The 12,693-nt window shown below is 72.3% G+C and carries 12 protein-coding genes and 1 pseudogene; 6 read left to right on the top strand and 7 right to left on the bottom strand.

Going from position 1 to position 12,693, the window contains the following annotated elements:
* From AOK22_RS42810 to AOK22_RS18215, 4 genes are all read right to left on the bottom strand, one after another.
* The coding region (locus AOK22_RS42810) for an ABC transporter ATP-binding protein (protein WP_244164863.1) at positions 1-432 on the bottom strand (432 nt) is incomplete at its 3' end.
* A complete protein-coding gene (locus AOK22_RS18225; RefSeq protein WP_055699729.1) occupies positions 433-1,500 on the bottom strand; it encodes a FecCD family ABC transporter permease in 1,068 nt (355 codons plus the stop codon).
* A gap of 202 nt (positions 1,501-1,702) precedes the next feature.
* A complete protein-coding gene (phoA, locus tag AOK22_RS18220) occupies positions 1,703-3,085 on the bottom strand; it encodes an alkaline phosphatase (protein ID WP_055699728.1) in 1,383 nt (460 codons plus the stop codon).
* 92 nt (positions 3,086-3,177) lie between these two features.
* Positions 3,178-3,432 carry a twin-arginine translocase TatA/TatE family subunit gene (locus AOK22_RS18215; protein ID WP_055699727.1) on the bottom strand — a complete coding sequence of 85 codons (255 nt, stop codon included), beginning with the start codon at positions 3,430-3,432 and terminating at the stop codon, positions 3,178-3,180.
* A gap of 363 nt (positions 3,433-3,795) precedes the next feature.
* Here AOK22_RS18215 and AOK22_RS18210 point away from each other — a divergent pair, with 363 nt between their 5' ends.
* Complete coding sequence (locus AOK22_RS18210) at positions 3,796-5,172, top strand: LCP family protein (RefSeq protein WP_237773419.1); 1,377 nt, start codon at positions 3,796-3,798, stop codon at positions 5,170-5,172.
* Between the two features lie 36 nt (positions 5,173-5,208).
* Here AOK22_RS18210 and AOK22_RS18205 read toward each other — a convergent pair whose 3' ends face one another.
* Positions 5,209-6,210: a sporulation protein gene (locus tag AOK22_RS18205; protein WP_055699726.1), complete on the bottom strand. Its 1,002-nt coding sequence runs from the start codon at positions 6,208-6,210 to the stop codon at positions 5,209-5,211.
* A 306-nt stretch (positions 6,211-6,516) separates the two neighbouring features.
* On the opposite strand from AOK22_RS18205, the gene AOK22_RS18200 reads away from it, so the two are divergent.
* The 5 genes from AOK22_RS18200 (at position 6,517) to AOK22_RS18180 (ending at position 11,819) form a co-directional block, all read left to right on the top strand.
* Positions 6,517-7,758 (top strand): acyltransferase family protein, encoded by a 1,242-nt coding sequence (locus AOK22_RS18200; protein WP_079036653.1) that lies wholly within the window; start codon positions 6,517-6,519, stop codon positions 7,756-7,758.
* The gene (locus AOK22_RS18195) at positions 7,755-8,114 is read left to right on the top strand and encodes a GNAT family N-acetyltransferase (protein ID WP_055699725.1); all 360 of its coding nucleotides are present in this window, start codon (positions 7,755-7,757) and stop codon (positions 8,112-8,114) included. The genes AOK22_RS18200 and AOK22_RS18195 overlap by 4 nt, the downstream gene beginning before the upstream one ends.
* A gap of 172 nt (positions 8,115-8,286) precedes the next feature.
* Complete coding sequence (locus tag AOK22_RS18190) at positions 8,287-9,630, top strand: hemolysin family protein (RefSeq protein ID WP_055699724.1); 1,344 nt, start codon at positions 8,287-8,289, stop codon at positions 9,628-9,630.
* The gene (locus AOK22_RS18185) at positions 9,627-10,646 is read left to right on the top strand and encodes a hemolysin family protein (protein WP_055699723.1); all 1,020 of its coding nucleotides are present in this window, start codon (positions 9,627-9,629) and stop codon (positions 10,644-10,646) included. The genes AOK22_RS18190 and AOK22_RS18185 overlap by 4 nt, the downstream gene beginning before the upstream one ends.
* 114 nt (positions 10,647-10,760) lie before the next feature.
* Positions 10,761-11,819, top strand: a complete 1,059-nt coding sequence (locus AOK22_RS18180) for an aldo/keto reductase (protein ID WP_055699722.1) — start codon at positions 10,761-10,763, stop codon at positions 11,817-11,819.
* Between the two features lie 70 nt (positions 11,820-11,889).
* Here AOK22_RS18180 and AOK22_RS18175 read toward each other — a convergent pair whose 3' ends face one another.
* Positions 11,890-12,471, bottom strand: coding sequence for a DUF2867 domain-containing protein (locus AOK22_RS18175; RefSeq protein WP_055699721.1), 582 nt, complete (start codon positions 12,469-12,471; stop codon positions 11,890-11,892).
* Between the two features lie 13 nt (positions 12,472-12,484).
* Positions 12,485-12,693, bottom strand: a pseudogene (locus tag AOK22_RS18170) (hypothetical protein); the annotation flags it as partial.

Below are 12,693 nucleotides of genomic sequence, written 5' to 3'. Positions count from 1 at the left end.
GCGCTCGCCGCCGGAGAGGGTCAGCACGCCGCGGTCCGCGAGATGGGCGACGTCCAGCCGGTCCATCGCCCGCCGGCACAGCTCCCGTTCGCGGGCGGTCAGCGGGCGATTGCCGGGTGCGTGCGGGGTGCGGCCGAGCGCGACCAACTCCTCGACGGTGAAGTCGAGTTCGGTGCTGCTCTCCTGGGTCAGCGCGGCGATCGAACGGGCGCTCTCGCGCGGTTTCAGCGACGTCAGGTCGGTGCCGTCGAGCAGCACGGCCCCGGACGTCGGCCGCAGGGCGCGGTAGACGCAGCGCAGGGCGGTCGACTTGCCGCTGCCGTTCGGACCGACGAGCCCGACGACCGAGCCGGTCGCCACCTCGACGGTCAGCCGGTCCACGAGCGCGCGCCCGGCGGCCTCGACCGTCAGGTCACGGAGGGAGAGGATCATCTAGCGGCCCCCGAAGAGGTGGCCGCGGCGGCGCATCAGCGTGAGGAACACCGGCACGCCGATCAGGGCGGTGATCACCCCGAGCGGCAGTTCCTCGGGGGCGAAGGCGGTCCGGGCGACCAGGTCGACCCAGACCATGAAGCAGGCACCGGCCAGCGGCGCCACCGCGAGCACCCGCCGGTGCGTGGCGCCGACCCAGATCCGCACCACATGGGGCAGCACGAGACCGACGAAACCGATCGCGCCGCTGACCGCGACGATCAGCCCGGTGACGGCGGCGGTGAGCACGAACAGGCCGCGCCGCAGGGTGTGCGCGTCCACGCCCAGGCCGGCCGCGGTCTCGTCGCCGAGCGCCAGCACGTCGAGCGCCCGGCTCTGCCGCAGCAGGACCACGACGGCGACGGCGACCGCGGCCGTCACCAGGGGCAGCGACTCCCAGGACGCCGAGCCGAGGCTGCCGAGCAGCCAGAACAGCACGGTCCGCGCGGCCTGCCCGTTCGGGGAGAGGAACACCAGGACGCTCATCAGCGCCTGGAATCCGTACGCGAGCGCCACCCCGGTCAGTACGAGCCGCAGCGGGGTCAGCCCCAGCGGGCCGCGCGCGGCGAGGTAGACGAGCACCGTCGCGCCGAGGGCGCCGAGGAAGGCGGCGGCCGACAGGGCGTAGACCCCGAGCCCGGCGAAGAGCCCGAACACCACGACCGCGGTGGCCCCCACGGAGGCGCCCGAGGAGATGCCCAGGACGAACGGGTCCGCGAGGGCGTTGCGCACCAGCGCCTGGACGGCGACCCCCACGACGGACAGCCCGGCGCCCACGACCGCGGCGAGCAGCACGCGCGGAGCCCGCACGTGCCAGACGATGGAGTACCCGGTCACCTCGTCCGCGCCGATGGTCCCGCCGGTCAGGGCCGCGGACACGAACCGCACGACGTCGCCCGGCGGCACGACGGTCGGCCCGAGCGCGATGCCGGCCAGGACGGAGACCACCAGCGTCACGGAGAGCAGGGCCAGCGTGGTCGGCAGCCGGCCGCGGCCCACCGACGGCGCCACGGAAACGGCCTCGGTCATGACATCCCCTCGTCCACACGGCTGTTGGCGCGCGGGCCGTGCCGATCACCACCCGCCGACCACTAGTCGGACGCCGGTCCGGCCTGGTTCCCGCCGAGTTCGCGCGGCGCGGGGAGGAGGGGCCCTGGGGCACGACGAACGGCGGGCGGTGACGGCCCCTCAAGGCCGTGCACCGCCCGCCGTCATGGGGACGTACGTGCCGTCAGCGCAGGCGCAGCGCCTCACGGACGGTCGTGAACAGGTCGGTCTGGTTGGTCACGCCGAGCACGCGGTAGGCCTGCGGGCCCTGCGCCGCGATGCGGACCTGGGTACCGGTGTGCTCCTGGGACTTGCCCGGCGTGTTGGTCGAGTAGTTGACCTTCAGCTGCTGGCCCTCGTCGGTGACGAGCGTCGACGACAGGCCGGGCGGGGTGGCCTCCAGCGGCACGATCTGGCTGGTGTGCGCGTGGTCGGCGGTGGTGACGACCAGGGTGTCGGGGTGCTTGGCGGCGTAGTCGCGGGCGACCTTGACGGCGCGGTCGAAGGCGGCGGTCTCGCCGATCTGGCCGCACGGGTCGGCGGCGTGGTCCTGCTTGTCGATCGAGGCGCCCTCGACCTGGAGGAAGAAGCCCTGCTTGCTCTTGCCGGCCTTCTGCTTGGCCTCCAGGAGCTTGATGGCCTTGGTCGCCTGGTCCGCCAGGGCCGGGGTGCCCGCGGGACGGTTCGGGTTGGAGGTGGTGCAGCGCTGCGGGTCGGTGCCGCCCTGGGCGGCGGCCTTGCCGGTCCACTCGACGGGGACGTTGCCGGGGGCGAAGAGACCGAGGACGGGCTTGCCGCCCTTGACGGACTTGACCTTCGCCAGCTCCTTGTCGTTGGTGACGACCTGGTAGCCGAGCTTCTTGGCCTGCTCGGTGACGGTCAGGCCCTTGTACGTGCCGTCGGTGACCTTCTGGTCGAAGCGCTGCTTGCCGCCGCCGAGGAGGACGTCGACCTTGTGGTTGACGCTCTGCTCGGCGATCGAGCCGGGGCCGCCCTTGGCGAGGGTGTCCTTGGGGCACTTGGCCATGTCGGCGGGGCCCTGGCAGCTGCGGTCGGTGGCGTGAGAGGCGAGCACGGCCGGGGTGGCGTCGGTGAGCTCGGCGGTGGTCACCGAACCGGTCGCGTACCCCTTCTTCTGGGCGAGTTCGAGAAGCGTGGGCACGGCCTTGTCGGTGTCCGGCGTCTTGGAGATCCGGCCGTTGACGGTCTTCACGCCGGTCGCCCAGCCGCTGCCGCTGGCCGCCGAGTCGGTGACGTAGTCCGGCGTGCCGTCGGCGTGCACCGCGTAGGTGGTGTACGAGCCGGTCAGCGGGAACTTGTCCATGTTCAGGCGGCCGTTGGCACCGACGGTGTAGTCGCGCGCGAGGGTGATCTCCGAGTCACCCATGCCGTCGCCTATCAGCAGGATGACGTTCTTCGCCTTCCCGCCCTTGATCGCCCGCTCGGCCTGCTCCTTGGTACCGGAGGCCCCGGCCGTGGCGGTGACGGCCACGGCGGCGGTGGCGCCGGCGGCGACCACGGACGCGGCGACGATCAGGGTACGGCGCGAACGGCGCGCTCGGGACATTGGTGACTCCTCGACTGAGTTCAGGTGAGTTCGTGACTTGTCGATCACCTCACCAGTGCCACATGAACCGGAGGCGTCCTGCCGTCGGCACTTCAGTGACGCGGGGGCGGCCAGCCGGTCCGGTCGTCGGGCGAGGCGGTGTCTGCGTCGACGACCCGGCCCTCCACGACCTTGCCCTCCTTGGTCTGGCCGTCGGCCGCCGCGTCCGCCTTCTTCATGGCCTTGGCCTCGGCCTTGAGGATGCGCGCGGACTTGCCCGCGGAGCGGGTCAGCTCGGGGAGCCTCTTGGCGCCGAGGAAGACGATGACGACGATGAGGATGACCGCTATCTCGCTCAGTCCGAACACTTCGGTCCTGTCTGTGTCGTGGTCGGGCCGGGTGCCGGCGCGAGCCGGGGATGCCGCTGCGGCCCGCGGTGCGGACCCACGGGGAATCTACAGCACTGTAGAGGTATGTGGGGGGCCGTCACGGCTGCGCACGGTGCCGAACCGGCCACGCAGAGAGGCGAGTTGTTTGGATGTTGCACCCATCGCCCGGCTTTCGCCCTCCGGGCCGGATCCGAGCGTCTACAGTGCGACGAATGCGTTCATGACCTTGGTCTCGGGGTCCGCTCGGCGATGGTCGGCCAGCTTCTACAGCACTGTAGAGTTCCCGCATTCGTGACCATACGGACGGACCGCACGACCATGCGGGCGGAGGAGCGAGCGCCGGTGAGTGGCAAAGGAAGGCGGCGCGCCCCGAGCGGGCGCGGACCGACCCGGCTGACGCGGCGGGGCAGGGTCCTGCTGTGGATCGCGGGGACGTTCTCGGTGTTGATCCTCGGGGTCGCCGGCGTCGGCGCGTGGATATACACGGACCTCAACGGCAACATCCATGGCGCGGACGTCGACGACAAGCTGGGCGGGGACCGTCCCGACAAGCTCAGCCCGGGTTCCAAGAACATCCTCGTCGTCGGCTCGGACAGCCGCGACGGCGCCAACGCCAAGTACGGCAAGGGCCTGACGACGATGCAGTCGGACACGCTGATGGTGCTGCACATCGCGGCCGACCGCGAGTGGGCCTCGGTCGTGTCCTTCCCGCGTGACTCCCGGGTGGAGATCCCCGCCTGCGACAAGGGGAACGGCAGCAGGTCGTCCCCTCACCACTTCAAGATCAACGAGGCGTTCGCGATCGGCGGCACCAGCGGGGACATCGCCGGGGCCGCGGCCTGCACCATCAGGACGATCGAGGCCAACACCGGGCTGCGCATCGACCACTTCATGTCCGTCGACTTCCAGGGGTTCAAGGGGATGGTCGACGCCCTGGGGGGCATCGAGGTCTGCCCCGAGACCGCGATCCGCGACAAGAAGGCCCACCTCGACATGAAGGCCGGGTGCCAGACGGTCAAGGGCGAGAAGGCGCTTGGCTACGTACGCACCCGCTACAGCGTCGGCGACGGCTCCGACATCGGGCGCATCGGCCGCCAGCAGGAGTTCATGGAGGCCCTGGTGGCGAAGGCGCAGTCCAAGCTCACCAGCCCCAAGGCGCTCTACGGCTTCCTCAAGTCGGCCACCGATTCGCTGACGACCGACAAGGACCTCGCCGGGATCAAGCCGCTGTCCGACCTCGCCTCCGAGGTCAAGGGCATCCCGGGCGACCGCCTCGCGTTCCTGACCGTGCCGAACTACCCGCGCGAGGCCGACGTCCCCACCGACCGGGCCAACGTGGTGTGGCAATTCCCGCAGGCCGCCCAGCTGTTCGACTCCCTGGCCAGGGACAAGGAGGTCGATAAGAAGAAGCTGACGGCGAGCGGCAAGGACCTGGTGTACGCGTCACGGGTGCGCGTCCAGGTCCTCAACGGCTCCGGCGCCACCGGGCGGGCCGCCGCCGTCGCCGAGGATCTGCGGGCCGAGGGCTTCACCGTCGTGGGCACGGACAACGTCCAGGGCGGGCCGCGCGACACCGCGGTCACCTACGCGCCGGGCCAGGAGCGGCAGGGCAAGGTGCTCGCCTCCCGGCTGCCCGGCGTCCGCGCGAAACCGGACGCGGGCGCGGCGAGCGGCACGGTGACCCTGGTGGTCGGCAAGGACTTCGACGGGATCCGCTGACGCGGACCCCGCGACGTGCGGGCGGAGGGCGCTCGGCTACTCCTCCTCGCCCTCCTCCTCGTCTCCCTCGAAGAAGTCGCCCACCTCGTCGACGACCTCGGCCGCGACCATGCCGCCGACGACGCCGACGGCGAGCCCGGCCGCGCCCGCGGCGACCGCCGTGCCCACGCCGGGGCCCGAGCGGTGGTGCCCGTGGTGCTCGCCGTGACCGTGACCGCCCGCGTAGGGGTCGTGATGCCCGTACGAGGCATGCGTCCCGTAGGCCGCGCGGTGCTCCACGAGCTGCTGGATCCAGCCGTCGACCAGCGTGTTCCAGTCCTGGTGCGCGACCCCGTCGTGGCCGACGGTGAAGCGGGTGACCGCGTCGTGGCCCTCGGAGAAGAAGCCGCCGCGCTTGTCGGCCTCCAGGACCACCTCCATGCCGCCCGGATGGGCGAGGAAGGTCAGCTCGATCTCGTTGACGGCGTGGGCGTACCGCGGCGCCGGCGTGAGCTCGATCTCCTGGTAGAAGGGCAGCTGCTGCCCGGTCCCGCCGATGCGGCCCAGCTCCAGGTCGGCGGAGCGGAAGCCGAACTCCAGCTGCCCCAGCGCCTCCAGGACGGCCTCCTGCGCGGGCAGTGGTCGCACGGTCAGCGGGTCCAGGTCGCCCTTGTCCTTGGCGCCCGACACCGCGAGCTCGGTCCGCACGCCGAGCACGATGCCCAGGGGCTGGCCGTACAGCTCGGTGACCGGGGTCTCCCAGGGCAGGGTCACGCTGAACGGGACGCTGCGCCGCTCGCCCTCGCCCAGGCGGAACCCGCCGCCGACCGTGAACCGCTCGAAGACGACGGCGCCTTCGCTCTCCCCGCCGTCGTGCTCGGCCTCGACCCTGGCGAGCAGTTCGAGGCCGATGTGCTCGATGTCGACGTCGGTGCCGCCGCCCTGGAGATGGACCTGGCCCGACAGGGCGCCGCCGGGCAGGGCGGCGCCCGGGTCGAGGACCGTGTCGACCGTGGGACCGCCCACCCCGAGCGAACCGAGCAGCCGTTTGAACACCATCGTGGCGTTCACTCCTTATGTACGTGATGCACGTGGATGTACGCGTGAGCGCGAGAGGCGGACGTGACCGCCCTCACTTCCTCTACAGGTGAGTAGAAGCATAGGGGTGCCGCGGATGCGCGGGCGCCCTATGGGAAGCCTCACGACCAGTGGGGTTTTACGCGACTGTAGAAGTGTGGCTAGTGTGCTCGCGATGTTCTGCGACGACGCGACACCCACATTCCCTGGAAGACGTGATCGCGTGGCCCGAGGTTCCCTGTGGGAGGCATCTTGAGCGACACGGTCCGATCCACGGGACGCCACGCCATGCCGCTGCCGCCCCAACGGCCCGTCTCCGCCGCGGCGAAGGAGGCCGGTGAGACCGGCGGGAGCCGCGCGGCGGCCCCGGGCGGCGCGCCGGGCGCGGCCCGCCCGGCCAAGGGACGGGACGCGTTCTTCGACAACGCCAAGTACCTGGCGATCGTCCTGGTGGCGATGGGGCACGCGTGGGAACCGCTGCGCGGCGACAGCAGAGCCGCGGCCGCGCTGTACATCACCGTCTATACGTTCCACATGCCGGCGTTCATCGTCATCTCCGGCTACTTCTCGCGCAGCTTCGACGCGAGCCCCGGGCGCCTCCAGCGCCTGGTCACGGGGGTCGCCGTGCCGTACGTGATCTTCGAGGTCGCGTACACGTTCTTCAAGCGCCGGGCGGGCGACGACCCGACGTACCCCATCAGCCTGCTCGATCCCTGGTACCTCACCTGGTTCCTGGTGGCGCTGTTCATCTGGCGGCTGACGACCCCGCTGTGGAAGGTCGTGCGGTGGCCGCTGCCGCTCGCGCTCGGCATCGCGGTCCTCGCGTCCGTGTCCCCGGACATCGGCGACGACCTCGACCTCCAGCGCGTCCTGCAGTTCCTGCCCTTCTTCGTCCTCGGCCTCGTCCTGAAGCCCGCCCACTTCCAGCTGGTGCGGCGCAAGGAGGCGCGGATCCTGGCCCTGCCCGTGTTCGCGGCGGCGCTCGTCTTCGCCTACTGGGCGGCCCCGCGGATGAACGCCGCGTGGTTCTACCGCCGCGACAGCGCCCAGGAGCTGGCCGCGCCCGGCTGGGCGGGCGGCGTCATGACGCTCGCCATGTTCGGCTGCTCGCTGGTGCTCGTCGCCTGCTTCTTCGCCTGGGTGCCGGGGCGCAGGCTGTGGTTCACGGCGCTGGGCGCCGGCACGCTCTACGGCTACCTCCTGCACGGCTTCCTCGCCAAGGGCTCGCGGTTCTGGGACTGGTACGAGGCCGACTGGCTGCACCGGCCGCTCGGCGAGATCACCGTGACCCTCGTCGCGGGCACAGTGATCACCCTGCTCTGTACGCCGCCCGTGCAGCGGGCCTTCCGGTTCGCGATGGAGCCCGAGATGGCATGGGCGTTCAAGCGGGACGCCGCCGTACTCGCCAAGGGACGGCCGGGCCCGCCCCAGGGGTCCGGGCCCACACGGGACCACGCCCCCACCGAGGGCCGCGCCGCCAAGGAGCCCGCCCTCGCCAAGGGCGCCGGGCACGCGGGCAGAGCCGAGTGAGCCGCCCGGCCCGGTCGCCCGCCGTCCACTTCGAGTGCGTCGTCGAGGCGCCGCCCGCGGGCCACCGGGCCGTCCTGATCCGCGACGCCGCCGACCGGACGGTGGGCCGGCTCGCCTACCAGGTCTGTCACGCCTGCCGTCTCGGCCACATCAGCGACATCGCCGTCGCCGCCCACTGGCAGGGCCAGGGCCTGGCGCGGCACGCCGTGCACACCGTCCTCGCACCGTGCGCCGACTACACCTGGTCCACCTCGCGGCAGTCGGCCCAGGGGCGCCGCTTCTTCGCCGCGATGACCGACGAGACGGACGTCCCGTTCCCGCCCAGTGGCGTGCGCTGTCCGCACATGGTGCGCTGACCTGTGAGGACGGGGAACTCCAGCCCCGCCGCGACCGTTGTCCTGACACATCCACCCTGAGGAGCAGCACCTTGTCCGCCAGACCGACGGACCCACCGGGGCACAGTCCCCGACCATCCCGCCAGATCTTGGTCAGCCAGGCTGATCGCGGCACGCGGCGGGGTGGTGTCGGATGAGTGCCGCACTGGGCCTGCTCGCCGTCTTCGTCCTGACGGCAGGCACCGGCTATTTCGTCGCCCAGGAGTTCGCGTACGTCTCCGCCGACCGGCTCGCCCTGGCCCGCGAGGCCGCGGCGGGCGACAAGCGGGCCGCCCGCGCCCTGAAGGTGCTGGAGCGGCTGTCCTTCATGCTGTCGGGCGCCCAGCTCGGCATCACCGTCACCGGCCTGGTCGTCGGCTTCATCGCCGAGCCGTCCGTGTCCGCGCTGCTCAGGCCCGCCCTGACCGGCATGGGCGTGCCCGAGGGCGCCGTCGGCGGCATCTCCGTGGTGCTCGCCTTCGTGCTCGCCACCGTCGTCCAGATGGTCCTGGGCGAGCTCGCGCCGAAGAACCTCGCCCTGGCCGTGCCGGAGCGCCTCGCCAAGTCGCTGGCCGCCTCCACCCTCGCGTATCTGAAGGTGGTCGGCCCGGTCGTACGGATCTTCGACAGCGCCGCCAACCGGCTGCTGCGGCGCATCGGCATCGAGCCGGTCGAGGAGCTGCACCACGGCGCGACCCTGGAGGAGCTCGGCCACCTCATCGGCGAGTCCCACGAGCAGGGCGAGCTCCCCAAGGACACCGCGGCCCTCCTCGACCACGCCCTGGAGTTCTCCGAGCGCACCCTGGACGAGGTGATGGTGCCCCGCGCCGACGCCGTCTTCGTCCGCAAGGACGCGAGCGCGGCCGACGCGATCGAGCTGATCGCCAAGCACGGCCACTCCAACTACCCCGTCCTCGGCGACCACCCCGACGACGTCGGCGGCGTCCTCGGCGTCCGCGAGCTGACCCGGCTGTCCGCCGACGCCCTGGCGGGCACGACGACGGGTGCGGTGGCCCGCCCCCCGCTCCTGCTGCCCGACACCCTCGAACTGCCCGACGCGGTCCGGCAGATGCGCGAGCGCGACGACGAGTTCGCCGTGGTCCTGGACGAGCACGGCGGCGTGGCGGGCGTCGTGACGTACGAGGACATCGCCGAGGAACTGGTCGGCGACATCGCCGACGAGAGCGACACCGTCGTCGAGCCGGCCGTCGCGGACGGCCGCGGCTGGCTGGTGGACGCCGGGCGCCGCCTCGACGAGGTCGCCGAGGCGACCGGGATCGAGCTGCCCGAGGAGGACGACTACGACACGGTCTCGGGCCTGATCGTCGACCGGCTCGGCCGCTTCCCCTCGGTCGGCGACCGCGTCACCGTCGAACTGGCCGACGGCAGCGGCGCGCTCATCGACGTACGCACACTGGACCGCCACGTCGCCGAGCGGGTGCGCCTGGAGCGCATCGCCGGGGCCGTGGCGCACGACGCGGAGGAGCCGCACGCATGAGCTTCCCCATGGCCCTCTTCGTCACCGTCCTGCTGCTGATCGGCAGCGGCTTCTTCGTGGCCGCCGAGTTCGCGCTCGTCGCCGCCAAGCGCCACCGCATGGAGAAGGCGGCGGCCGACGGACAGCGCGGTGCCAAGGCCGCGCTCTCCGGCATGCGCGAGCTGTCCCTGATGCTCGCGGGCGCCCAGCTCGGCATCACCGTCTGCACCCTGGGGCTCGGCTCGCTCTCCAAGCCGGCGATCTCGCACGAACTCGACCCGCTCCTGAACAAGCTGGGCCTGCCCAGTGGCGTCAGCTACGGCGTCTCCTTCGCCTTCGCGATGGTCGTCGTGGTCTTCCTGCACATGGTCGTCGGCGAGATGGCGCCCAAGTCCTGGGCGATCGCCCACCCGGAGCGCTCGGCGATGCTCCTCGCGCCGCCCTTCCGTGCGGTGGTGAAGGCCGTGCGCCCGCTGATCCTGCTCCTGAACAAGGTCAGCAACGCGCTGGTCCGCCTGTGCCGGGTCACCCCGCGCGACGCGCTCGCCTCGGTGCACAGCCGCGAGCAGCTCACCCACCTCGTCGAGGAGTCCGAGCGGCTCGGCCTGATCAGCGAGGCCGACTCGGAGCTGATCACCAACTCCCTCACCCAGCCGCACACCCCGGTCGGCGACCTCCAGACGCCCGCCGACCGGATCACCTCCGTACGGGCACAGGCGGGCATCGACGACGTCCTCGCCACGGCCGCCGCGCACGACCGCAGCCGTCTGCTGGTGTTCGACGGCACGGCGGTGGCGGGCTCCGTGCACGCGCGCGACGCGCTGATCGCCCGCGCCCGGGGCCGGACGGCCACCGCGCGCGACCTGGCCCGCCCGGTGCCGGAGCTGGCCGCGCAGGACACGGTCGGCCACGCCATCGAGCAGCTGCGCGAACGCCGGGCCTCGCTCGCCGTCGTCCGCGACGACGACGGCCTGCTCACCGGCATGGTCACCCTCGACGACCTGCTGGCCCGGCTGACCCACGCGCAGGCGGCCTGAGGGGGCGTGCGCGCCCGGTGCGCTTCCGCACGGGCGGGGCAGGGCTCGGGCCCCTTCCTCCGCCTCGGTAGGCTGCGGCTGAACTGCCGGGCGTCGGAAAGGGTTTGATCTTCCATGAGCACCACGGACACCACCGACAACATCCCTGCCGGGCAGCCCGCCGAGCCGATCGGCACGGTCGAACTGGGCGCCGGCGGTCCCCTCGTCGGCGTCCAGGGCTTCGGCGCGATGGGCATCAGCGCCGCGTACGGACAGACGGACGACGCGGCGGCCCGCGACACCCTGGAGGCCACCGTCGAGGCGGGCGTCACGCTCATCGACACGGCGGACATGTACGGGATGGGGGCCAACGAGAGGTTCCTCGCGCCGTTCGTCGCCGCGCACCGCGACGAGATCACGCTGGCCACCAAGTTCGGCTTCGAGTTCCGCGAGGACGACCCCGGGCACCGGGCGATCAACAACGACCCCGCGTATCTGCGGAAGGCCGTCGAGGCGAGCCTGCGCCGTCTGGACGTCGACGTCATCGACCTCTACTACATGCACCGCCGGGACCCGGCGGTCCCGCTCGCCGAGTCCGTCGGCGCGATGGCCGAGCTGGTGCGGGAGGGCAAGGTCAGGTACCTGGGCCTGAGCGAGGTCACAGGACCGGAGCTGCGCGAGGCGCACGCCGTGCACCCGATCACCGCCCTGCAGACGGAGTGGTCGCTCTTCAGCAGGGACGTCGAACGGAACGTGGTGAGCACCGCCGCCGAGCTCGGGGTCGCCTTCGTGCCGTACTCGCCGCTCGGCAGGGGTTTTCTGACGGGCTCCTTCACCGACGCGGGCAACGAGCTGGGCGGCGACGACTTCCGGTCGACGCTGCCCCGCTTCAGCGGCGACAACGCCAGGGCCAACGCCACGCTCCTGGCGCCCCTGCGCGAGGTCGCCGCCGGCCACGGCGCCACCACCGCGCAGATCGCCCTGGCGTGGGTGCAGGGGCGGGCGGAGATCCACGGCCTGCCCGTGGTCCCGATCCCGGGCACCCGCAGGCGCGGCCGCCTCCTGGAGAACGCCGCGGCCACCCGCATCACCCTGAGCGCCGACGACCTGGCGCTGCTCGACCCCATCGCCGACCGGGTGGCGGGCGACCGCTACGCGGACATGTCGCTGACGTCGGCGCGGCCGGAGGCGTAGGGGGCCGGACGCGCGGGGCCCCGGAACCCCCGGCCACCCCGCCCGGACCGCGTGCGGGACGCGGTCCGGGTCACTTGGCGCCGGCCCGCCAGGTCTGCTCGATCTCCCGCATCAGCGGCGGATACACGAGCAGATGACGGAAGGGCCCGATCGCGGCCATGTACGCCTTCCCGAAGAGGCCGTTCGGCTTCACGAGGACGGCCATCTGGCCGCGGTAGCCCCCTTTGCCGTCCGGCACCCAGCTCATGTGCATCACGCCGTGCACGGTCCGGTTGGCCATCTCCGAGGCCCATTCGTCGTCCGTGAGATAGACCGACGTGAAGGGCAAGGTCGTGAACTCGGGGCCCCGGGGGCCCTCGCGCAGATCGGCGGGGAGCCGGTCGCGCAGCGTGGGCACGCGGCGGCCGACCCCCGAGTCCGGGCTGTCCCAGCCGAGCAGCTTCCCCAGTTTCCAGCGGATCGCGAAGAGCGTGCGGGCGATCCAGGACGGGGAGTCGGACGTGTCACCGCCGACGGTGTTCTCGATCAGGCGCGGGAAGTCGTCGGGCCCGCCCGGCGTCGGCAGCGCCCACACGTCGTAGAGCCGGAAGTCGGGGGTGATCTCGTGTATCCGCCAGGGCCGCGCCGTGTGCGCGGTGTCCGGGAGCCTCATGCGGGAACCTCCGTCAGTCGTGTGAGGGAGTGCGGGTGGCGGGAGAAGCGGGGGCGGGCGAGGGGGCGTCCGAGGGCTCGGGGTACGCGGAGGGGGCGAGGCCGAGGACGCCCGTGACGGCGCGGACGGTGAGCCACTCGTCGTGGGGCTCCTGGTCCGCCAGGGCGGTCACGGTGCCGTCGAGCGCCCCGACGAACGCGAGCGCGAGGGTGCGGACCGGCG

Origin of the sequence: Streptomyces silaceus, assembly GCF_001419745.1 — a bacterium.
GTDB lineage: Bacteria > Actinomycetota > Actinomycetes > Streptomycetales > Streptomycetaceae > Streptomyces > Streptomyces silaceus.
This window is presented reverse-complemented; position numbering and strand designations above follow the sequence as displayed.